Below are 21799 nucleotides of genomic sequence, written 5' to 3'. Positions count from 1 at the left end.
GTGACTCTGCAAACCATACGAAGAACCCGTTGGCGGGTCGGCATGGTCGCCGGCGGCGCGGCCGCGCTGCTGATGGCCGGAACCGTGATGGCTGTGAACGCCCAAGCCGCGGCCGGCTGCCGCGTGGCGTACGCGGTGTCGGCTCAATGGCCGGGTGGCTTCACCGCCAACGTGAACGTCACCAACCTCGGCGACGCCATCAACGGCTGGAGTCTGGTGTGGACGTTCCCGTCCGGCCAGCAGGTCACCCAAGCCTGGAACGCGACCGTCACCGCATCGGGTGGCCAGGTCACCGCGACGAACGCCAGCTACAACCCGGCCATCGCGACGAACGCGACCGTCTCCTTCGGCTTCAACGGCTCGTGGACCGGCAGCAACGCGGCCCCGACCTCGTTCGCGCTCAACGGCGTCGCTTGCACCGGGAACGTCGGCGGCACGACGTCGCCGACCGCGAGCACGTCGCCGTCGGTGTCGCCCACGGTGTCGCCGTCGACGTCACCGCAACCCGGCAACGCGATGGCGACGGTGGCGGCGATGCAGCCCGGCTGGAACCTGGGCAACACGCTCGACGCCATCCCGGACGAGACCGCCTGGGGCAACCCCCTGACGACCCAGACCCTGCTGCGCCACGTGCGATCCCAGGGCTACAACAGCATCCGGCTCCCGGTGACCTGGAGCAACCACCACGGTCCGGCACCGGACTACACGATCGACACGGTATGGCTCAACCGAGTGCGCCAGATCGTCGACTGGTCCCTGGCCGAGGGCTTCTACGTGATGCTCAACCTGCACCACGACTCCTGGCAGTGGATCAACACGTACCCCAACGACCGCACCAACGTCATGGCGCGGTACCGGGCACTGTGGACACAGCTCACCGCCGCGTTCCGCAACCACTCCTCGAAGCTGGTGCTCGAAAGCATCAACGAACCGCAGTTCGCCAACAGCACCGACGACCAGAGCTACACCCTGCTGCACGAGCTCAACGTCGAGTTCGTCCGCATCGTGCGCCAGTCCGGCGGCAACAACGCCACCCGGCTGCTGGTCCTGCCGACCCTGTTCACCAACGCCGACCAGGGCCGGCTGGACGCCTTGAACGCCACGTTCAACCAGCTGAACGACCGCAACCTCGCCGCGACCGTCCACTTCTACGGCTGGTGGCCCTTCAGTGTCAACATCGCCGGCGGCACCCGCTACGACTCCAATGTGGAGCAGGACCTGATCGGCACCTTCGACCGCGTCCAGAACGCGTTCGTGAACCGCGGGATCCCGGTCATCATCGGCGAATGGGCCCTGCTCAACTGGGACCACAACCGGCCCGGTGTCATCGAACGAGGCGAGTTCCTCAAGTTCCTCGAAGCGGTCGGCTACCACGCCCGGATCCGGAACCTCACCACCCAGGTGTGGGACGCGGGCCAGTTCCTGAACCGCAACGAACTGCGCTGGCGCGACCAGGGCGTGTACGACATGTTCAAGGCGAGCTGGACGGCCCGCTCCGGCACCGCCTCCTCGGACCAGGTCTACGTACCCCGCACCGGCACCATCACCAGCAAGACGCTCACCCTCAACCTCAACGGCACCTCGTTCCAGGGGCTGCGGCAGGGCAGCACCAACCTGGCCAACGGCACCGACTACACCGTGTCCGGCAACACGCTCACGCTCACGGCGTCGGCCTTGACCCGGCTGGTCGGCAACCGCGCGTACGGCGTCAACGCCACCATCGAGGCCCGCTTCTCCACGGGTGTGCCCTGGCAGATCAACGTCATCACCAGCGACCCGCCGACCCAGGCCGGCGCCACCGGCACGACGAGCTCGTTCGCCATCCCGACCCAGTTCCGCGGTGACCAGCTCGCCACGATGGAGGCCAAGTACGCCGACGGCACCCCCGCCGGCCCGGCCAACTGGACCCCGTACAAGGAGTTCTGGCAGCACTTCCAACCCGACTACAACGCCAACACCATCCTGCTGAAGACCGAGTTCTTCAACGAGGTCAACGACGGCCGCGTCACCCTCACGTTCCACTTCTGGAGCGGGGCGCAGGTCACGTACTACATCACGAAGTCCGGCACCGCGGTGACCGGCAGCACCACCTGACGTCGATCAAGGACGTCTGCGTCGATCAAGGGCAAAGGGTCGTGGATCGGAGATCCAACCACGGCCGTTCGCCCTTGATCGACGCGGAAGTCCTTGATCGACGCACATGGCGGGGGCCCGGTGGGCGGAGGCCCGGTGGGCGGGGCGCGGTCGGCGGGGCGCGGTCGGCGGGGGTGGGCGGGGCGCGGTGGGGGCGCTGTCGTTACCGCTGCGGCGCGGACGTGACGCGGTCCTCTCCGGCGTCTCGGGCGGAGCTGGGTGACCGTCCGGTGTGCCGCTTGTACTGGCGGCTGAAGTAGGCGACGTCGGCGTAGCCGAGCGCGGCGGCGATCTGGGTGACCGACATGTTGGTCTCGGTGAGCAGTTCGTGGGCGCGGGCGAGCCGGACGTTGATCAGGTATCGGGCCGGGCTCAGCCCGGTGTAGGCGACGAATCGCCGATTGAACTGGGCACGGGACAGTGCCGCTCCCCGGGCGAGCTCGCTGACGCGCCACCGCCGGGTGGGGTCCTGCCGCATGACGGCGGTGATCTTTTCCAGCTCGGCGTCGAGCGGGCCGAGCGCCGGGTACGTGGCCTCCTCGTGCAGGAAGCACAGGATCTGCTCCAGACAGAGCAGACTGTGCCGGGCCGCGACCGGCCCGCCGCGGCGGAAGCTGCGGTCACACCGGCGTGCCAGCGCGTCCAGCAGTGTCCGGTCCTGCACGCGCACCGGGCCACGGGGCAGGTCCTCGTCCAGGTCGGTGTCGAAGTGCAGGCCGAAGACCAGCAGGCGCCGGCGCGGATCGTGCCTGGCGATCGGGGCGTCTCCGGGGCGGAACACCGCGCAGCTGCCCGGTCCGAGCAGGTGCCGCCGGCCGTCCAGGGTCAGCTCGCCGACGCCGTCCAGCACGCACCACAGCAGGTGGTCGCCCAGCGGGCGGGAGTGCCAAAACCAGCCCGGCTCGCAGCGCCAGTACGTGGGCGGCGAGTTGAAGCGCAGGTGCGTCAAAAGTGCAACTCCTCGCGCGTCCATGGACCTACGACGAGCATGGGGCAGCGCAGATGCTTCCGTACATGAGCGTTTCTTTCAAGGCGTCCTTTGACCGGGACGGGTACGCGGTGGCGCGCGGCCTGTTCCACACCGCCGAGGTGGACCGGCTGCGCGAGCACTACATGACCCTGCGCCGGCGCGGTGCCTACGACCACGATGTGGTCGGAGTCCAGCAGCACAGCCGGGATCCGCTACGCCGGTACCCCCGGATGGCCCAGATGCACCGCTGGGACGACATCTCGCTGCGCTGGCTGCTCGACCCCCGGTTGCGCGACCTGCTGGTGGCGCTGGTGGGGACCGAGCCGTACGCGGTGCAGACCATGCTGTACTTCAAACCGCCCGGCTCCCGTGGCCAGGCGCTGCATCAGGACAACTTCTACCTGCGCGCGCAGCCCGGCACCTGCGTCGCCGCCTGGATGGCGCTCGATCGCACCGACGAGACGAACGGCTGCATGCTCGTCGCGCCGGGCAGTCATCGGTGGCCGATCCTGTGCACCGAAAAGGCCGACACCACCGTCAGCTTCACCGACGTGACCGTGCCGCTGCCGCCCGGGCAGCGGGTCGAGCCCGTGCCGATGGACCCGGGTGACGTGCTGTTCTTCAACGGCTCGGCGGTGCACGGGAGCGCGCCGAACAGCACGACGGACCGGTTCCGGCGCGCCCTGATCGGCCACTACATCGAGGGCGATGCGGACCAGGTGGCCGACTACTACCACCCCGCGCTCCGGATGGACGGTACGCCGCTGCACCTTGCCGTCAGCGAAGGCGGCGGCGCGTGCGGCGAGTGGAACGACGGCGACATCACGCTGACCGGCCAGCACGAGGTCGCACGCCGGCACGAGTAACGTCCACCAGCTTCAGAGCATGAGGGTTATCGCTCCGCGGTACTCGGTGCCGGGCGTGATGGGTGTCGCCACACCGTCGACCGTCATCGACGGCACGCGCCCATCGTCGCCGATCACCCGCGAGTCCGCGTCGATGGTGAGCCTGCTCAGATAGGACGTGCCCGTGACCCGCCAGGTGGAGCCCGCGGCCAACGTGACGATGACGCCGTTGTTGACAACCGGCTGGGCAGTGTTGGTGACGACGCCGATCTGGTCGTGGTTGTCGAAGGTGATGGGGCTTTCGTTGTGCATCGCCAGCGTGGCCGAGATGACGCCGCGCACCGTCGCACCGGTGAAGTTCAGGACCAGATTCTTTCCCTGCAGGCCGCCGACGCCCCCGCCGAGGATCGCGTTGTAGAAGTCGCCCTCCAGCGTGATGTGGGAGAACGCGGCCTTGGCGTCGGCGGCGTAGACCGCCGTCGGGTCGAACGTCACCGACTTGACCGCCGGCGCGGTCGGCTGCACGTACGACAGGATGTACGCGTTCGACCAGGGGTACCCGGTGACGTTGACCCTACCCGGGTTGTCGTTGTCCATCAGTTGGAACAGGACGCCGTTGCGGGCCTTGAGGTCGACTCCGCCCGAGCCGTCGACGATGAGCGAGGAGGGGGCGGCCTTCGACAGGAACATCGTCTGCTCGGTCGTGATGCGCGTACCGCCGTCGATGAGCAGCGGGCCCGCGGCGTGCCACAGGAAGCCGAACTTGTCGGACTTGACGACCGAGGTCCTTGGCCGCACCGAGGCGATGTCCGCCGCGCTGAGTCCCAAGCCGAGACTGTCGTTGAGCGCCCGCACCGCTTCCGGGCTGCTGTCGCCATAGTGGACGATGGTGGCGCCCCGCAGGATCGTCGCGTACGTCGCCACCTTCATGGTGTTGCCGAGCAGGTGCTCGGTGGGATACCCGATGGCGTACGTGCCGTAGCCCGAGGTGCCGGTGTGCTTCAAGGTGCAATTGACCGCCACCAGCTTGATGCTCTCGCCCGAGTCGACCGAGAGCAGCGCCCAGTTCTCGTTGGTGATGGTGGAGTTGAGGAAGGTTGCCCGGGTGTTGGCGCCGAGCAGGTTCACCGCGCGCACCGTGCCGTACATGCCGAGTCCCCAGGGGCAGCTCATCATGAACGCCTGGTCGCTGGTGTCCATGTACTCGGTGGGCAGGACGCCGTCCTTGACCCGGATGGTGCTGTTCTTGAGGACCATGGTGGCGCCGGCATCGGCGATGAGCCCGTCGCGCACGACCCCCTCGTTGTCGATGTCGGCGCCGTCGACCACGAGGGTGGACCCGCCCGTGGCGACGATGGCCGAGCCGTACCCGATGAAGTCGTTGCGGCCGTTGCCCACCATGCGTACCTTCGGCGCGGTGAGCGTGTACCTTCCCCCGGCGACGTAGACGCCGTTGAACGCCTCGCTCCTCGACGTGATTGAGATGCCCGAGGCCGCGGCCGCGCTGAGCGCACCGCCCTTGACCGCGGCCAGGACCGATCGTTGTGCGTCGATTCCGTTGGCGTCGACGTACAGTGCCTGCCGGAAGGGCCATTGGCGGTCCTGGTAGGTGATGATGTTCGACGCCGCGACCGTGATGACGACCTCGCCGCAGTATGTGCCCGCACCGATGTACGCGTACGCGCCGGAGTTGACGTAGAGACTCTCCAGTGTGGAGCCCACCTCGATGCCGTTGACGGTCAGGGTGAGGCTGTACCCGCTCGGCGCGGCGAGGCGGCCGCCCGCACCGATGACCAGCTTGTCGACCGCCGTCGTCTGTGAGACCAGGTAGGTTTCGCCCGGCTCGACGGTCAGCGACGACCGTGCGGGCGCCGCCGATGCCGGGCCGGCGCTGCCGAACACCGCTGGCGCGGTGAGCCCGGCCGCCAGCATGAGCAGCGCGCGCGGCCGGGCACGAAAGCTGAACTCCCGGGTTAGCAGCGCCTGGATTCCACTTTCCTCGCGATTGGTCACCGAACTCTCCCTTGGCCTCATCGTCGGGTCACGAAAGGCCGCCGCCTCGGCCGCCGGTGCGCCAGGACGCTAGCAGTCGACACCCGACCAGTCAATGAAGTGTCGACAGAACATGGCCGTTTCGGGCAGATTACGACCTTGACTCGTCAAAGTGTCGACTGATAGCGTCGGCGCACTCTGGGGCCGAGGCGGCGACAGTCCAGAGACGCCCAACGCCAAAGGAGTGCTCAATGCTGAACCCTGAGGCACGCCGCCTCGACAAATCGTTGCTGGCACGCGATTTCACCTACCGCGCCCGTCCTCGCGCACTGCTTGTCGCGGCAGCGGCCATCGCTACGCCCTCGGCGGTTTTCGCGACCGCCACCTCGCCCTGCGAGACCACGCTGACCGTCGGGCCCGGCGAGACGTATCTGGTCCCCGAGACGATCGGGCTGACCACGCTGGTGATCGGCGCGGGAGGCACGCTGGCCGCCCCCACCGGCTACAGCCTCACCCTCACGGTCAACGGCGTGGAGGTGGGCTCCACTTTGGAGAGTCTCTACGTCAACGCCGGCGCCTACGCGTACATCGCCGCCGGCACGTACCAGGGCAAGGTGGTCATCACCGTGGCCGAGGCAAACATCATCACCTACAACACACGCCAATGGCCGATCCGGCAAGCACTCTACGTCGGCGCCGCCGGGGTCAACGCGGCCAAGTCCGCGCTGACCGCGATCGTGGGCGGCACCATCGGCGCGAGTTCGGCCAAGCGCATCTCGATCGCGTCCCGCGGCGAGGCGTTCAACGGCGTCTACGTCGACAGCGGCTCCTACACCCTCATCGCACCGAAGATCGACTTTGTCGGCAACGGTCGCAACGACTTCATCGGATACGGTTCGGCGATCCTGGGGACCGGCGCGAGCACCACGCTGGTCGTGGATGCGGCCACCATCCGCACCCGGGGTGTCGTCCGGGACGGGATCATCGCGGACGGCGGCGCCGTCGTGATCGTCAAGAACAGCACGATCAACGTCAAGGACGGCCAGCTTCCGGCCGAGTACGAGAACACCGGCGACACCTCGTTCATGATGACGTGCCCCTGGCTGCTGGGCATGTACGGCACGGTGCGCGCGACGAACCTGCTCGGCGTCAACACCCGGGCCACCTACCTCAACACCTCCGTCACGAACGAGAACTGGGCGTTGTTCTCGGTCGACGCGGGCCGCAACGGGGGCAACGGCTGCAAACTGGTCGTGGTCAACTGCGAGCTGCGGCATACCGGTACCTCGGGATACGGCTCGTACGCGATCGGCAGCCCGACCGAGCACTTCCTCGGCAACGAGTTCAACGTGGCGACCTATGTGGCGATCGTCTGGGGTGGCGCCGGTCTGTACTACGGCGACAGCAGCCCCGCTGCGGTCCAGGCGCTCAACGACAGCCTCGCGCTCGGACTCTCCGCGCAGGACATCGCCTCGGTCAAGCCCCGGACCTCGACCATCAGGTCCCGCAAATTCGGTTTCATGTGGCATTCGACGGGGCCGGTGTACATCGGCGGCGGTACGGAGCTGGTCACCGACCAGACCATGTTCCTGTCCAAGGCTTCCGCCTCGTCGGTCTTCGTCGACGGCTCCGGCGGAGCCCAGTTGCACGCCAAGAACGGCGTCATCTATCAGTTGATGGACAACGACAACCCGGGCCGGGTCAACGTCACCGGGTACCCCTGGACGGCCAACTACACCAAGTCATACGTGCAACCCACCGCCGACGCGGTGCGGTCGCTGACCTTCGACCCGACCGTCGAGCAGGCGTCCGACGCGAGAGGCAGCTTTTCCGGCATCACCCTGAAGGGCGACTTCTACAATGGAGTCCTCGGCGGCGGTGTCGGCAACATGCAAGGCAAGAACCTCGTCCTGACCTTCACCGACTCGGTCATCCGAGGGATCATCTCGGCCACCAAAGCGGTGCACCTGGAAAGCCCGATCAACTTCGACAACCATGACCAGCTCGGCGTCGTGACGAACACGCCCCAGCCAGTCGTCAACAACGGCGTGATCGTGACGCTAGGCGGCACGTCGACCTGGCAGGTCACCGGTACCTCGTACCTGAGCAAGCTCATCATCGGCGCGGACGCCAACGTCGTCGCGGCCGGCGCCGGTGAGCCGGCGCTGACGGTCAACGGGACGCCCACCGCCATCACGCCCGGGACCACCTACACGGGAGCGATCACGCTGACGGTGTGAGCAGGACCTGCGCGGGCGGTCCGCCTACCGCCCGCGCAGCTCGCCACCGCTCAGGTCGAGGTGCCGCAGCGCTCGGCGTCGCCGGGTGAGTAGCAGACCGAGCGTCGCGCCGTACGTCGCGATCGGCAGCCAGAGGACGAGTTCCGGCCCGAAGGGGAAGGGATTGTCGTCGGAGAAAATGATGACCGCCATCGCCACCAGGCAGGACGTGAGTGACCAGTAGAACGCCTTCGTCCAGGGGCTGCCGTGCTGAGCACGGTAGGCGAGCCGGTCGGCGGCGAGCGGGTCGGGCAGCCAGTCCAGGCCGCGGCGGTCATGCCAGGTGTCGACGAGCCTCTGCATCTCAAGGGAGAACGACGACCCGTGGCGCGCGACGTTGAGGTTGTCGAGGTAGGGCAGAGTCACCTTGCGGCCGAGCCGGTCGAAGAGGATCGCGCGTTCCGAGGGGGCCGCGTTGCTCATCGCCGCGGCGGCCACGCTGGCCTCGACGGTGATGTGCTGGATGTCGGGCCAGGCGAATACCCGGTGTGTCCACAGCATCCGGACGTGGACGCCTTGATCGTCTGTCCAGGTGCTGGACAGCGTCGACCACACACCCAGCACGCCGCCGGCCGCCACCGCCATCACGATGGCCACCCTCGCGAGCATCGGCACGCCGTCAACGGCGGCGAAGGCGGCGAACGCCACGGCACCTGCGGAAATCGCCACGAGACCACGTAGGAAGATCGAGCGGCTGACCCGGTACGGACCCACGCCGATCAAAATATCAACAACTATCAACCGCCGAAGACGGCGACGTCGGCCGTGCCTGTCACGTCGCCGCGGGATAGGCGCGGGTTTCGGTGGCTTTCACGGCGGCCCACACCGTCTGGCCGGGGATCAGGTGCAGGTGGGCGGCTGCGGCCGGAGTGATGTCGGCGGCCACGGGGATGGGGCCGTCGAGCTGGACACGCAGGTTGTCGCCGTGGCGCTGGATGCCGGCGATGGTGGCCGCCCAGACATTGCGAGGACTGCCGTCAGGCCGTTCCGGGTGCAGGGCTACCGCCGAGGGCGGGAACGCGACGAACGCTTCGCCGTCGAGCCGCTCCGCGGTCGTGAGCGTGAAGCCGTCGCCGATCAGGACGGTGTGCCCGTCGGCGGTGCCGCGGTAGAGGTTGAGGCCGACGAGGCGAGCGACGTAGTCGGTACGGGGTCGGGCGGTGATGGTGGCGGCGTCGCCTTCCTGGACCACGCGGCCGTCTTCGACGATGACGAGCCGGTCGGCCAGGACGAGCGCGTCGAGCGGGTCGTGGGTGACCAGCAGCGTGGCGCCGGGGTGCTCGGCGAGATGTTTGTGCAGTTCGGTGCGGGTGTCCAGGCGGGTACGGGCGTCCAGCGCGGCGAGGGGTTCGTCGAGTAGCAGCAGAGCGGGCTCGACCGCGAGGGCGCGGGCGAGGGCGACGCGTTGGGCCTGGCCGCCCGACAGGTGACGCGGCTTGCGGGAGACGTACTCGCCCAAGCCGACCCGGTCCAGCCAGCTGGCGGCTCGGGCGCGGGCCGGCTCCCGGCGCATGCCGTGCCGGCGTGGGCCGAACGCGACATTGTCCAGTGCGGACATGTGTGGAAACAGCAGGTAGTCCTGGAAGACGACACCGATCGGCCGCCGCTCGGTGGGGGTCCACACCCGGCGGTCGGGGTGGTCGAGGATGCGCCCGTCGAGCGTGATGTGACCGGCGGTCAACGGTTGCAGGCCGGCGAGGGCGCGTAGGGCGGTGGTCTTGCCGGCGCCGTTCGGGCCGAGCAGGGCGACGACCTCGCCCTTGTCGATGCCGATGCGCAGGTCGAGGCGGAAGCCGCCGCGGTCGACGACCAGGTGCGCGTCGAGCAGCGGCCCGGTCTGGCGGACGGGACCGAAGTCGGTCATGGGCTGGCGATCCATCTGTCGCGCAGACTGGCCAGGATGGCGACCGAGACGACGAGCAGGATGAGGCTGAGCACGATCGCGGCCTGCAGGTCGGTTTCCAGTGCGAGGTAGACGGCCAAGGGCATGGTCTGGGTACGGCCGGGAAAGTTGCCGGCGAACGTGATGGTGGCGCCGAACTCGCCGAGGGCGCGGGCCCAGCACAGCACGGCGCCGGCGGCGATGCCGGGGGCGACCAGCGGCAGGGTGATGTGGGTGAAGGTGGTCCACCGGCCGGCGCCGAGGGTGGCGGCGGCCTCCTCGAAGCGGGTGTCGGCGCCGCGCAGCGCGCCCTCGACCGCGATGACCAGGAACGGCATGGCAACGAACGCCTCGGCGAGCACCACACCCGTGGTGGTGAACGGAATCGTGATGCCGAACGCCGCGTCAAGCCATTGGCCGACGATGCCGCGGCGGCCGAAGACCAGCAACAGGGCCACACCCCCGACCACTGGGGGCAGCACGAGCGGCACGGTGACCAGTGCCCGCACGACGCGACGGCCGGGGAACTCGACGCGGGCCAGCAGCCACGCCAGGGGTACACCGAGCACCAGGCACAGGATGGTGGCCGTGGTCGCGGTTTGCAGCGACAGCCGAAGCGCGGTGAGCACGCCCGGCTCGGTTAACCGCTGCGGGAGAGTGGTCCAGGGGGCGCGGATGAGCAGCCCGGCCAGCGGCAGGACGAGGAAGAGCAGCCCGAGCCCGGCGGGGATGAGCAGTGGCGCCGGCACCCGGCGCCGGGCACGGGCGGTCATCAGGGCGCCTGGAACCCGGCCGCGGTCAGGACGGCTTTGGCCTTGTCGGATTGGACGTAGGTGACGAACGCTTGCGCGGCCGTCTTGTTCGGGGCGGCCTTCAGCACCACCAAGGGGTAGTCGTTGATCGCACCGGCGGACTCGGGGAACTCGATACCGTCCACATCGGAGGCAGCGGCCTTGGCGTCGGTGCGGTACACCAGCGCCGCGTCCACCTCACCAAGCGTCACTTTGGACAGTGCGGATTTGACGTTCTCCTCCAGCGTGACCGGGGTCAGCCTCACACCGGCCGCGTCGATGGCCTTCTTCGCCGCGGCGCCGCAGGGCACCTGCTCCGCGCACAGCGCGACCTTCACCCCCGCCTTGGTCAGGTCCGCGAGGCCGGTCACCCCCTTGGGATTTCCTTTGGGTACGGCGATGACGAGCTGGTTCTTCACGAAGATGACCGGGGTGCCGTCGCCATTGCCGGCGTCGGTGACCGTCTTCATGGTCGCCGGGGAGGCGGAGGCGAACACGTCCGCCGGGGCGCCCTGGTTGATCTGGGTGGCCAGCGCGGAGCTGGCGGCGTAGTTGAACGTCACCTTCGTCCCCGGGTTGGCCGCCTCGAAGTCCTTGCCGATCTGGTTGAAGGACTCGGTCAGCGACGACGCGGCGAACACCGTCACGCTGCCGGTCACACCCGATCCGCTGGCGCTGGCCGCTGGCGTGGCGGTGTCGTCACCGTCGCCGCCGCAGCCAGCCAACCCGAGCAACGCCACCGCGGCTAGCGCGGCCAACCGGGTCCGGATCCCATCGAGTCTCACGAGCTGGTCCTCCCTCTATTCGCCACGGTCGGGGCGGACCGCTCCACCACCACCGTGGTCGACTTGATCACCGCGATGGCCACCGACCCAACCTCCAGATCGAGGTCGTCGACCGCTTCCCGACTCATCAGGGACACCACCCGGAACGGCCCGGCCTGGATGTCCACCTGCGCCATGACCGTGTCCTTCACGACGGCGGTCACGATGCCCCGCAGCCGGTTACGCGCCGAGGACGCCTCCGACCGGTCCTCCGGGTCGGCTGCCTGCGCCCGGGCGAACCCGGCCAGGTCCACGCCATCGATCGCCCGGTGGCCGTGCTCGTCCCGGACGGCGGTCAGCCGGCCCGCGTCCACCCACCGGCGCACCGTGTCCGCGCTGACCCCGAGCAGCTCGGCGGCCTCACTGATCCGAAACACCGTCACAGCGATAGCCTATCGGCACGCATCTGCGATGCAAATCGCCTCATCTGGCTGGCATTTTCTGGATCACTAGCCATCATGCGGCTGCAACTGCATGACTGGCCTCGCCATCGCCGACCGCCGGTAACACGGACGGCGGCTACGGCCTACCGGCGGTGCTCGATGCCGCGCAGGGCCAGATCCACGTGATGCTCGATCTCACCGGGTCGGCCGTCCGGGAGCAGCTGGATGATGCGTACCAAGGCGAGGAACTGGTAGGCGATGTCGGTTGCGGTGATGTCGGTGGCCAGCGTTCGGTCGCTTTCGGAGCGTGCGACGGCTTCGTGGCCGATGCCGGTCAGGTGGTTCACGCACTGCTCCAAGTCGCTGTCGGACACCTCGGCGCTGGCAAGGAGGTCGATCATCGCCCGGTTGCGTGCGAGGTGATCGAGAGCGACGGTGAAGAACTGCCGCAGTGCGTCGATGGCCGGCAGGTCCGGGGGGAGTCTGGAGTCGGCGAGTCGGGTCAGGTCGACGCCGGTGATCTCGTGCACGAGGTGCTCGCGGGTCGGAAAGTGCCGGTAGAGCGTGCCGATCCCCACGCCCGCCGCCTTGGCGATCGCGCGCATGTCTGTGCTCATACCGTGCTCGCGCAGCATGGTCGCCGCGGCATCGATGATCCGGGCACGGTTGGCGACCACATCGCGCCGCTGTCGTTGCACCTCGGCCATTCCCCGATCCTACCAATACGGAACCTGTGTTCCGATGTGCTAGCCTCGGCAAAACGGAACACGAGTTCCGATATTGGGAGGCGGCATGAAAACCGTGGTGATCACCGGCGGGACCGACGGCATGGGAGCGGCGCTCGCACGCCACCACCTCCGGCAGGGCGACGAGGTGACCATCGTGGGCCGCAACCGGGCCAAGTTCGACGCGCTCGTCGCCGCGCTCACGACCGAAGGCGTCCCTTCGATCGCCGCGCGGGCACACTTCGTCGGCGCCGACCTGTCACTCGTCGCCGACAGCGAACGCGTGGTGGCACAACTCAAGGACCGGTACGAGCGGATAGACGCGCTCGTCCTGGCGGCGTCGTTCATTCGCCAGAAGCGGCATGTCACCGCCGAGGGTCGTGAGGCGTCGTGGGTGCTGTTCTTCGTCTCCAAATACCTCCTCGTCACCGGCCTCGCGGACCGGCTCGCGGCCGCCGCCCGGCCGGTCATCCTCAACACCTCGGTCCCCGGCACCAAGACCAGCGCGATCGACTTCGACGACCTCGAACTCGCCGCAACCTTCAGCTTCGCCAGGTCCAACGCGCAGCAACGCCGCGCCAACGAACTCCTCGGGATCCTGGCCACGCGCAACTCGACGGTCAGCTACATCACCTGGGGACCCAGGAGGCTGGTCAAGACCAGCTTCGCCGGCGAGGTCGGGCCGCTGATGAGGTACGCCTCGACCCTGCTCGCACCACTCGTCGGACAAGAGCCCGACGAGGCAATCCAACCGCTCATCGCCCTGATCGCCGATCCCCCTGGCGGACGCACCGCATACCGAGGCGCCAAAAGGGTTCCCCTCAACGAAGGACCCGACGACAACCACGACATCAACCGCCTCGCATCGTTGCTGAGCGACTCGGCCGCGACCTACAGTCGGCTTCATGTCGAGGCCCGCCGCGAAGACCCGGACGTTTGCGATCGGCGAGGTGGCCGAGCGGTTCGGGATCCCGATATCGACGTTGCGGTGGTGGGAGAAGTGCGGCCTGTTGACGCCGAGCGGCCGGGAGTCGGGCCGGCGGAGGTATGACGAGGCGGACCTGCGGCGGATCGCAGTGATCCAGTTGTGTCAGAACACCGCCTTGATGAGCCTGGATGAGATACGTGTGGTCCTGGCCGGCGGCGATCAGACTCAGGGCTGGCGGGAGGCGGTACAGGGTCGGCTTCAGGCGTGTGACGAGCAGTTGGCGCGGTTGTCGTCCGCCCGGGCCTACCTGGCACATGTGCTGGAGTGTCCGAGTGAGGATCCGGTGCAGCAGTGTCCGTATCTGGCCAAGGAGATCGACGAGCATCTGACGCAGGCGCCGTCCCGTCAGGCACGCCGCGCAGTTCGTTGACGGCGGCTCGTCGCCGCGAGTAGCACGGCGGTGGCCAGGGTCACCGCGCCGGCGACATAAGCGCCGGTGTGCATGCCGTTCACGAAGCTGGTGGCGTATGCGTCGGTGCCGACCCGGTGGCCAGAAGTGGCGTGGACGATGAACATGCCGAGGATCGCGATGCCGAGGGTGGTGCCGACTTGCCGGCTGGTGTTCGCGGTCGCGGAGGCGAGTCCGGAACGCTGCGGGGTAGCGCGGTGACCGCGGCGGCTTGGGTGGGCGTGATCGAGGCGCCCATGCCAAGGCCGAGCAGGACGGTGAGCGGGATGAACACGGCCGGTCCGGTGTGCGCGTCGAGTAAGGCGATGCCGAACAGGCCGGCGGCGGCGACGAGGTAGCCGATGGCCATGACCGGGAAGGGCCCGCGCCGCCCGGACCTCTTGCCGGCAAACGGGGAGATCAGGCAGATGGCGATGGTCAGCGGCAGGAACAGCAGCCCGGTGGCGATCGCCGAACGGCCCTGCGTCTGTTGCAGGTACAGGGACAGCAGCACGAACATGCCGCTGGTACCGAAGCCGAGTACGAGGGCGGCCAGGTTCGCGACACTGAACCGGGGGTCGGTGAACAGTCCCAGCGGAAGCATCGGCCGCGCGGCCCGCGCTTCGACCGCGAGGAACGTCGCCAACGCGGCCACGGCGACGCCGAGGGAGACGACGGTGCGCGGCGAGCCCCATCCGTGCTCGCCGCTGGTGATCAACCCGTACGTCAGGGAACCGAGCAGCAGCAGGGCGAGCAACTGCCCCGGCACGTCGATGTTGGCGTGCTCCGGGTCGGAGCTCTCCGGGATCGCGCGCAGGATCAGCCAGACGGCGAAGACCCCGATCGGCACGTTGATCAGGAAGATGGCACGCCAGCCGACCTCGTCGACCAGCAGCCCGCCCAGCACCGGTCCGAGCGCGATCGACGATCCACCGATGGCGCCGTTCAGCCCGATCATCTGTGCCCTCTTCGCCGGATCCGGGTACGCCTGAACCAGCAGCGACAGAGCCCCGGTCAACACGAGCGCCCCGGCCGCGCCCTGCACCGCGCGGGCGGCGACCAACACGCCGATGCTCGGGGCAGCGGCGCAGACAATCGAGGCGAGGGTGAAGCCGGCCAACCCGATCAGGTAGAGCCGGCGGCGGCCGAACTTGTCCCCCAGGCTCCCCGCCCCCAGCAACAACGCCGACAGCACCAGCGTGTACCCGTCGAGCATCCACTGCAGGCCGGTCGTCCTCGCGTCCAGGTCGGCACCGATCGACGGCAGCGCCACCATCACGATGGTCACGTCGAGCAGCACCATGAACGCCCCAAGCGCCGCGCCTACGAAAACGCGCGGCGGCGCGATACCGACTTCCGGCGAGGAACCGGTCGGCAGAACTCTCGATGTCGTCTCCATGCGCCCACCATGCGAGCTGAAGCCGTCTTCAGGTCAAGCGTGCCGTCAGATCGTCATCTGTGATGGGGCGCAGCACCCGGCAGGGCGTCCCGACGGCGACCACCATCGGAGGGACATCGCGACTGACGACACTGCCCGCGCCGATGACGGAGCCGTATCCGATACGGACGCCCGGCAGGACAACGGCGTTGCTACCGATCCAGACCTTGTCTTCGATCACGATCGGTTCCGAGAACCGCGCGTAGTCGACCCGGCGCGCAGGGTGCACCGGGTGCCCCGTCGTCGTGAGCGTCACGCTGGGCGCGATCATGACACCGTCGCCGATGCGTATGTCCACGTCATCGACGAACGTGAGATTGACGTTCCCGAAGAAGTCGTCACCGATATAGACATTGCTTCCAAATCCGGCGTGGAAGGGCGGAAGCAGTACGGCGCGCTCGCCGACCGACCCGAGGATCGCGACGAGCAAAGACCCGCGCTTGTCAACTTCGCTGGGCGGCGTGTGGTTGTACTCGAAGATGAGATCGGTACGTCGCTGAGAAGCCTGGAACGATGCCTCCGACTCCGTATAGACCAGACCCTGCCGGATCCGGTCCAAGACCGCCTGCTCGTCACTGTGCGGCACGCTGGAATTCTCCCTTCAACCCCTGTACACCCACGCTACGAGACCCTAGGTGGACCGCTGCCTGCGGATCCGGGGCTGACCAGGGTCGGTCACCGATGCCGCTCGGGCGCCGCCGGCCGGACGCTGTAGGTGTCGAACGCTACTGCTACCCAAAGGAAGATCTCGTGGACACCGTTCATGACACGTTCCGCCACCAAGGGCTGGTCCGGCCGCGGGAAGGCCGGATCCTCGGCGGAGTCTGTGCAGGGCTGGGACGACGCTTCGGCATCGACCCGTGGACCGCCCGCCTGCTGTTCGTGCTGATCCTGCTCGTCATCCCGGGCAGCCAGATCCTGATCTACCCGATCCTGTGGATCCTGTTGCCACCGGAGATCGAGCCGGTCAATCCGACCGCCACTCCGTCATCCAGCATCCCGCCAGCACCCGCCGCCTGACCTCTGGACACGGTCTATAGTGGACGCGTGTTGGGGGTCATCGCGGCCGCGCTCGGCGGGCCTGAGGTACTGCGGGTGGCTGAACTGCCTGAGCCCGAGGCGCAGCCAGGGCAGGTGGTCGTCCGGGTCCGCGCGGTCTGCGTGCAACCGGCCGACGTCGCCGCCACCACCGGAGAAATCCCCCGCGGACCGGTGCCGACACCGTTTCTGCCCGGGTGGGACATCGCTGGCGAGGTGGCCTCGGTCGGCCCCGACACGGCGGACTTCCGGGTCGGTGATCGCGTCGTCGGGATGATCCCGTGGTACCTGACCCGGGGTGCACCCGGTGGCTACGCCGAGTTCGTGGCCGCCGATGCGGACTGGTTGGTGCCGTTGCCGGACGAGCTCGACTTCGCGCCCGCCGCCACGGTGCCGCTCAACGCCCAGACCGCACACCAAGGGCTGGCGCTGCTGTTGTCGGACGCGCTGCCCGCCGGCAGCAGCATTCTGGTCACCGGCGCCAGCGGCGGTGTCGGCGGCTTCGGCGCCCAGTTCGCCGCTCAGGGCGGTTACCGTGTCCTGGCACAGGCCAGCCACGGAGATGAGGAATGGGTACGCGGTCTCGGCGCCCAAGAAGTGATCCCTCGCTCCGCCGACCTGGCCCAGGTGGGGCCGGTGGCCGCGGTGTTTGACGCGATCCCCCTCGGCGAGGCGGCGACCGTCGCCGTGGAGAACAGGGGAATCGTGGTCACCACCCGGCCCACGCCGCCCATCGATCCGGCCCGCCGGGTGCGCCAGGACCTGCAGCTCATCCGGCACGACCGGAAGCTGCTGGCCGACCTGGTGAGCCAGGTGGCGGCGGGCAGCTTGCGCACGCGCGTGGCGGCCACCATGCCGTTGACCGAAGCGGCCGACGCGCACCGGCGGGTGCTGGCCGGCGGCCTGCGCGGAAAGCTCGTGCTGACCTTGGGCTGAGCGGCGGCAAGAGCCCCTCTCGCGTACAACCCTGGTCTGGACCGGCTCGACCCGCCAGTTCACCCGTTCACCCCGCGTACCCGGATCGGCTGGCATCGGCCGTCCTATCGTGGCCCCATGTCCAGATCGGTGGTATGCACCGCGATAGCGGTGCTTGCATTCGCGGCCTGCGCCGCCGGGTGCGGCGGCGAGGAACCCGACGCCGCCGAGCCCACCGAGGTGTCGGTCCCAGCCACGGCACCGGACCCGAACGACCGGTGCGCCATCGACATCCCGGCCGAAAGGGTCGTGCTGACCGCCGAAGACGGCGTGCGAGTGGCCGCCGCCACATTCGGCTCCGGCCCGCGCGGGCTGGTGCTGCTCCCGCAGCGCGGCAGCGACCTATGCGGCTGGGCCGACCACCTGCCCACATTCGTCAACGCCGGCATGCACGTGCTGGCCATCGACCCGCGCTGCACCGGGTACAGCGACTGCCCGGCTGACGACCCCGGCGACGACAGCAGCGGGCGTGACTACGCCGCGGACGCCGGCGCCGCCATCGCCGAACTGCACCGGCTCGGCGCGGCCAAGGTCGTGGTCATGGGCGCGTCGCTCGGCGCCGCGACCGCGTTCGTGGCCGCCGGACGCTACCCCGACCAGGTCAGCGGCGTCATCGCGCTCTCCATCTTCAGCACGTCCTTCTCCGCCTCGCTGTCCAGCGTGCGCACCGCCACCGATGCGGCACCGCACATCACGGCACCGATCCTCATCACCCTGTCCACGATGGACTCCAGCAGCATCAAAGAGGGCGCGGCCGAATCGCTGATCCACGCCGCCAAATCGCGATCCACCAGCTCCACGGTGGTGCTGGAAGGCAGCGCCCACGGCTGGCACATGCTCAACGACGACAAGGTGAGCAACGCCGTGACCGCGTTCCTGACCACCAACGCCTAATGCGGGCGCATCGGGCGCGCCCATCGCCAATGGGCACTCGCGACAAGCCCGATGATGAGAGCCACCAACAACCACGAGAAGACGGCTGGATGCGGTTGCGGCAGACCTGACAGGCAGTACCCGAGCATGCAGATGACGCCGGTCAAGCCGATGGCGTCGAGGATCGGCAGGGTTCGTGGATGAAGCGCGATGACCTTTTGGGATTCGCGCGTCGTCGCCAGGCGGGCCCTTTTCGCATGCACGGCATAGTTGATCGCCGCAATGAATCCGGTGCCCCACATCAAGATGGTGAGGAACAGGAACTCCGCGATCGGCGCGTCCAGGGCAGCGATCATCACGCCCTGACCGGCGCCGAGCAGGAACGGTACGAGCGCGTCGACCGGACCTGGTATCCACGCGTACATCGTGGAACCGACGGCGTACTCCTGCCAGATCACCACGATGGCGAGGAATGCCGCGACGGCTCGCCCGGCTTTGTCCAGACCGATGTCGCGGTAGTCCGCACCGATAGCCTGTATCAGGAAACCCAGAGCGACGCCTTGAATGATGCTCACCAACGTCAGGTAGACGTCGCGGAAAGAACCCTCGACGCGCTCGATCGCTTTCGCGTGAGCGGCGTCATCGCGCCGATCGTCGAAACCGCCGGCCATAACCGCATCATGACAGCCGGCCACAATAAGACGGGATCGATCTTCACCCGATCGGTGGGCTAGGTGGGCGTGGGCGTCCGGCGGTTGGCGTGTTGGATGCGGCACACGACTGCGGTCAGACCGAGCAGTGCCGTGGCCGGGGTGACGTACCCGGGCACGGTCGAGGTGGTGTAGGTGGTGCCGTCGGTGAGCTGGCATTCGAAGCGGAGCGGTACGAAGTCGACGTCGTACCCGATGACCTGGCTCACGATCTGCTCGCCCGCCTCCCGACATGGCCTGAGCGGGGAAGAGCCGGTGCCCCCGTCCTCCGCCTCCAGCACCGCCCACAAGACGTGGAGCATCCCCCACACGTACAGGGCCACGGCACCCGAGCAGGCGAGCAGAGCTGCCATGCGTAGCCATCCCAGGCGAGGATTCCCCCTGTTCTTACGCACCGCCAGGAGCCCACGCACCGCGAGGACCACCGCGCCGACGGCACCGGCCAGCGACGCGAATGCTAGAAAGAGAAAAAGCCCGACGGGATGCATGGCCGCCTCCGGGGTAGTCGCGGTTAGGTCCACAACTGGGCGAGTTCCTGTTTGAACTCGGTGAGCGTGAGCGACCCGCCCTCGGCCGGCACGACTCGCAGGGAGTAGGTCGCACCCCCCGCCTGCCACCACACCGTCCACATCCCGGCGCTGTTGCCGGTGATGGTGCCCTCGTATGGGCCGAGGTCCACCGTGCTCACGGGAACGCGCTGCTGGACCGAGTCGGAGGGCTGCGCCCGCAGGTGCAGCGCGGAGCCGTCCGGACCGTTGTACCCCCGTACCAGTTCACATCGTCGAACTGCCAACTTCCGCCGAAGGGTGACCACCTGCCGTCCGACCGAAGGTCGGGCAGATACCGCTCGAAATAGAGGGGATGCGGGCGCTGACCCACCGCGTCCACCAGCTTGCGCTCGCCCAGCGGCCCGGGCAGCGTCACAACGACCGGGACGGCGATGCCGCTGGTGGAGCAGTCACCGGCCGGAACGACACGACCGGTCACCTCGACCGTTACCCGTGCGGCGTCCTGCGCGGCAATCCGAGCCTGCGGCCGATCAAGCGCCGAACACCGTTCAGCACCGGCGTACACGGTGATCGTGGCATCGTCGCGAGCAACCATCGCCGAAACCCAGGGCACCACCGGTGCGGCCGCCGCAGTGGGTGACGCAGCGGGCACGATCGGTGCCTTCGGTGCGGGCTCGGCTAACATCTGCCGGCTGACCGAGTACCCGCCGGCAAGCACCACCGCGACGGCCGCCGCAGTGACAGCACCGAACATCCGCCGGCGGCGGCGTACCCGTGCGTGGATAGCCGCAAGCGGGGGCGCCAAGCGGGCCCCGGGTACGTCGGCGGTCGCGACATCAAGCAGCTCAGCGAGCTTACGGTCCGTGCTCATCGCTGTGCCTCCTCGACAAGCAGCCCGCGCAGCGACGTGTCATCGCGCAGTGTGGCCAATGCCCGTGCGGTGTAAGACTTGACGGTTCCCACGCTGATGTTCAGGGCCCGCGCCGTGTCGGCCTCCGTGAGGTCGGCATGGAATCGCAGCATCAGCACGGCCCGCTGCTGCCGGGGAAGCGCCGCCAGCGCGCGCCGCATCCCCTCCTGTATCTCGACCCGCCCCTGAGCGTCCCGGCCAGGCCTTTCCGGGCCGTCCGGCAGTGGGTCAGTCGGGATCTCGTTGCGCGACTTCCGCCGCCACCAGGTGAGGTACGTCGTCGCCAGCATGGTGCGCAGGTATGCGTCCGGCGCGCCGTCCCGTAGCCGTGGCCACCGGCCGTACGCCCTGGCCAGCACCGTCTGCACCAGATCCTCGGCCTGATGCCAGTCCCCGGTCAGCACCCAGGCCGATCGCAGCAGCCGCGGCCAGGCCGCCGCCACGTACGCGTCGAAGTCCTCCACACCGCCCCCTCCTGCATGGCCAACAACGCGTACGACGCAAAAGGTTGCCATGGATCCGCCGCGGGATAATCAGACGCGCCGCCATGATCCGTCCGTTAACGTCCCACCTCGTGGAGATCATCAACTTGCGCACCGAACGTCTCGAGCTTCGCCCGGTGCGTGATGAGGATGTCGACCGGATCCTGGAGTACCGCAACCTGCCGGAAGTCACTCGCTGGCTGCTGCGTACCGAGGTCGACCCGGTGTCCTTCCGGGCGGCGTGGCGGCGGCGCGCGGCTGAGGATCCCGACGACCACAGCGTGGCCGTGACCCTGGACAGCGCGGTGATCGGAACCGTTTCGCTCGTGGTGGTCGATGGCATGGGTCAGCCCGGCATGCCGCCACGGACGGAGGCGCAACTCGGCTACATTTTCGACCCGGTGTACGGCGGCCACGGCTACGCGACCGAGGCTGTCACCGCGATGGTGGCGCACGCGTTCGACCATCTGGGTGTTCGGAGGATCACCGCTGGCTGCTTCGCGGACAACCTCGCCTCGGTACGGATCCTCGAAAAGGTCGGCATGCGTCGTGAGCAGCACGGCGTCGGGGACTCCTGGCACGCCGAGCTGGGCTGGGTGGACGGCTACACGTACGCCCTGCTCGCCGAGACATGGCGCCGCGGGACGGCCAACTGATGAACGCC

23 protein-coding genes and 2 pseudogenes are annotated in these 21799 nt (G+C 68.4%); 10 read left to right on the top strand and 15 right to left on the bottom strand.

Translation table 11 applies throughout. From position 1 onward, the window contains the following. Positions 1-2094, top strand: coding sequence for a cellulase family glycosylhydrolase (locus tag Prum_RS35045; RefSeq protein ID WP_371871305.1), 2094 nt, complete (start codon positions 1-3; stop codon positions 2092-2094). A 202-nt stretch (positions 2095-2296) separates the two neighbouring features. On the opposite strand, the gene Prum_RS35040 is transcribed toward Prum_RS35045, so the two are convergent. Continuing rightward, positions 2297-3082 (bottom strand): AraC family transcriptional regulator, encoded by a 786-nt coding sequence (locus Prum_RS35040; protein WP_218577488.1) that lies wholly within the window; start codon positions 3080-3082, stop codon positions 2297-2299. A gap of 65 nt (positions 3083-3147) precedes the next feature. Here Prum_RS35040 and Prum_RS35035 point away from each other — a divergent pair, with 65 nt between their 5' ends. Further along, on the top strand, positions 3148-3969 hold the full coding sequence (locus Prum_RS35035) for a phytanoyl-CoA dioxygenase family protein (protein WP_173080616.1): 822 nt from the start codon (positions 3148-3150) through the stop codon (positions 3967-3969). A gap of 12 nt (positions 3970-3981) precedes the next feature. Here the strand turns inward: Prum_RS35035 and Prum_RS35030 are convergent, their stop codons facing one another. Next, the gene (locus tag Prum_RS35030; RefSeq protein ID WP_218577487.1) at positions 3982-5961 is read right to left on the bottom strand and encodes a hypothetical protein; all 1980 of its coding nucleotides are present in this window, start codon (positions 5959-5961) and stop codon (positions 3982-3984) included. 230 nt (positions 5962-6191) lie between these two features. On the opposite strand from Prum_RS35030, the gene Prum_RS35025 reads away from it, so the two are divergent. Next, positions 6192-8180 (top strand): hypothetical protein, encoded by a 1989-nt coding sequence (locus Prum_RS35025; RefSeq protein WP_218577486.1) that lies wholly within the window; start codon positions 6192-6194, stop codon positions 8178-8180. Between the two features lie 24 nt (positions 8181-8204). Here Prum_RS35025 and Prum_RS35020 read toward each other — a convergent pair whose 3' ends face one another. The 6 genes from Prum_RS35020 to Prum_RS34995 form a co-directional block, all read right to left on the bottom strand. Then, positions 8205-8888 (bottom strand): hypothetical protein, encoded by a 684-nt coding sequence (locus Prum_RS35020; protein WP_173080612.1) that lies wholly within the window; start codon positions 8886-8888, stop codon positions 8205-8207. A 103-nt stretch (positions 8889-8991) separates the two neighbouring features. Then, positions 8992-10083, bottom strand: a complete 1092-nt coding sequence (locus tag Prum_RS35015) for an ABC transporter ATP-binding protein (protein ID WP_173080610.1) — start codon at positions 10081-10083, stop codon at positions 8992-8994. Continuing rightward, positions 10080-10874 carry an ABC transporter permease gene (locus Prum_RS35010; RefSeq protein WP_173080608.1) on the bottom strand — a complete coding sequence of 265 codons (795 nt, stop codon included), beginning with the start codon at positions 10872-10874 and terminating at the stop codon, positions 10080-10082. Before Prum_RS35010 ends, Prum_RS35015 begins: the two co-directional genes overlap by 4 nt. After that, entirely contained in the window at positions 10874-11662 is a 789-nt protein-coding gene (modA, locus tag Prum_RS35005; protein ID WP_371871401.1) for a molybdate ABC transporter substrate-binding protein, read from the bottom strand. Before modA ends, Prum_RS35010 begins: the two co-directional genes overlap by 1 nt. A gap of 11 nt (positions 11663-11673) precedes the next feature. Beyond that, complete coding sequence (locus Prum_RS35000) at positions 11674-12099, bottom strand: TOBE domain-containing protein (protein ID WP_173080596.1); 426 nt, start codon at positions 12097-12099, stop codon at positions 11674-11676. 143 nt (positions 12100-12242) lie between these two features. Then, complete coding sequence (locus Prum_RS34995) at positions 12243-12806, bottom strand: TetR/AcrR family transcriptional regulator (protein ID WP_173080595.1); 564 nt, start codon at positions 12804-12806, stop codon at positions 12243-12245. Positions 12807-12891: 85 nt separating this feature from the next. On the opposite strand from Prum_RS34995, the pseudogene Prum_RS55335 reads away from it, so the two are divergent. From Prum_RS55335 to Prum_RS55325, 3 genes and pseudogenes are all read left to right on the top strand, one after another. Then, positions 12892-13299: pseudogene (locus Prum_RS55335) on the top strand (SDR family NAD(P)-dependent oxidoreductase); the annotation flags it as partial. A gap of 430 nt (positions 13300-13729) precedes the next feature. Continuing rightward, positions 13730-13903, top strand: a pseudogene (locus tag Prum_RS55330) (MerR family transcriptional regulator); the annotation flags it as partial. A 27-nt stretch (positions 13904-13930) separates the two neighbouring features. Next, complete coding sequence (locus Prum_RS55325; protein ID WP_246278289.1) at positions 13931-14182, top strand: MerR family transcriptional regulator; 252 nt, start codon at positions 13931-13933, stop codon at positions 14180-14182. 79 nt (positions 14183-14261) lie between these two features. Here Prum_RS55325 and Prum_RS34980 read toward each other — a convergent pair whose 3' ends face one another. Together Prum_RS34980 and Prum_RS34975 are read right to left on the bottom strand one after the other, a co-directional pair. Then, positions 14262-15599 (bottom strand): DHA2 family efflux MFS transporter permease subunit, encoded by a 1338-nt coding sequence (locus Prum_RS34980; protein ID WP_281369076.1) that lies wholly within the window; start codon positions 15597-15599, stop codon positions 14262-14264. A 28-nt stretch (positions 15600-15627) separates the two neighbouring features. Then, complete coding sequence (locus Prum_RS34975) at positions 15628-16224, bottom strand: sugar O-acetyltransferase (protein WP_173080587.1); 597 nt, start codon at positions 16222-16224, stop codon at positions 15628-15630. A gap of 164 nt (positions 16225-16388) precedes the next feature. On the opposite strand from Prum_RS34975, the gene Prum_RS34970 reads away from it, so the two are divergent. From Prum_RS34970 to Prum_RS34960, 3 genes are all read left to right on the top strand, one after another. Next, positions 16389-16658: a PspC domain-containing protein gene (locus Prum_RS34970; RefSeq protein WP_246278288.1), complete on the top strand. Its 270-nt coding sequence runs from the start codon at positions 16389-16391 to the stop codon at positions 16656-16658. A gap of 27 nt (positions 16659-16685) precedes the next feature. Continuing rightward, positions 16686-17612 carry an NADP-dependent oxidoreductase gene (locus Prum_RS34965; RefSeq protein ID WP_173080584.1) on the top strand — a complete coding sequence of 309 codons (927 nt, stop codon included), beginning with the start codon at positions 16686-16688 and terminating at the stop codon, positions 17610-17612. Positions 17613-17729: 117 nt separating this feature from the next. Next, positions 17730-18545 carry an alpha/beta hydrolase gene (locus Prum_RS34960; RefSeq protein WP_173080582.1) on the top strand — a complete coding sequence of 272 codons (816 nt, stop codon included), beginning with the start codon at positions 17730-17732 and terminating at the stop codon, positions 18543-18545. Here Prum_RS34960 and Prum_RS34955 read toward each other — a convergent pair. From Prum_RS34955 to Prum_RS34935, 5 genes are all read right to left on the bottom strand, one after another. Further along, positions 18542-19195, bottom strand: coding sequence for a hypothetical protein (locus Prum_RS34955; RefSeq protein ID WP_173080580.1), 654 nt, complete (start codon positions 19193-19195; stop codon positions 18542-18544). The two genes, Prum_RS34960 and Prum_RS34955, sit on opposite strands and share 4 nt — an antisense overlap. A gap of 59 nt (positions 19196-19254) precedes the next feature. Next, positions 19255-19587 (bottom strand): hypothetical protein, encoded by a 333-nt coding sequence (locus Prum_RS34950; RefSeq protein ID WP_173080578.1) that lies wholly within the window; start codon positions 19585-19587, stop codon positions 19255-19257. A 158-nt stretch (positions 19588-19745) separates the two neighbouring features. Then, positions 19746-19922: a hypothetical protein gene (locus Prum_RS34945; RefSeq protein WP_173080576.1), complete on the bottom strand. Its 177-nt coding sequence runs from the start codon at positions 19920-19922 to the stop codon at positions 19746-19748. Then, positions 19919-20614: a hypothetical protein gene (locus Prum_RS34940; RefSeq protein ID WP_173080574.1), complete on the bottom strand. Its 696-nt coding sequence runs from the start codon at positions 20612-20614 to the stop codon at positions 19919-19921. The genes Prum_RS34945 and Prum_RS34940 overlap by 4 nt, the downstream gene beginning before the upstream one ends. Beyond that, positions 20611-21117, bottom strand: coding sequence for a SigE family RNA polymerase sigma factor (locus tag Prum_RS34935; protein WP_246278287.1), 507 nt, complete (start codon positions 21115-21117; stop codon positions 20611-20613). The genes Prum_RS34940 and Prum_RS34935 overlap by 4 nt, the downstream gene beginning before the upstream one ends. A gap of 83 nt (positions 21118-21200) precedes the next feature. Here Prum_RS34935 and Prum_RS34930 point away from each other — a divergent pair, with 83 nt between their 5' ends. Then, a complete protein-coding gene (locus Prum_RS34930) occupies positions 21201-21791 on the top strand; it encodes a GNAT family N-acetyltransferase (RefSeq protein ID WP_371871303.1) in 591 nt (196 codons plus the stop codon). The last annotated feature ends 8 nt before the right edge of the window (positions 21792-21799 follow it).

Origin of the sequence: Phytohabitans rumicis, assembly GCF_011764445.1 — a bacterium.
GTDB lineage: Bacteria > Actinomycetota > Actinomycetes > Mycobacteriales > Micromonosporaceae > Phytohabitans > Phytohabitans rumicis.
Note: the sequence above shows the minus strand (reverse complement) of the source record. Positions and strands in the feature narration are given on the sequence as shown.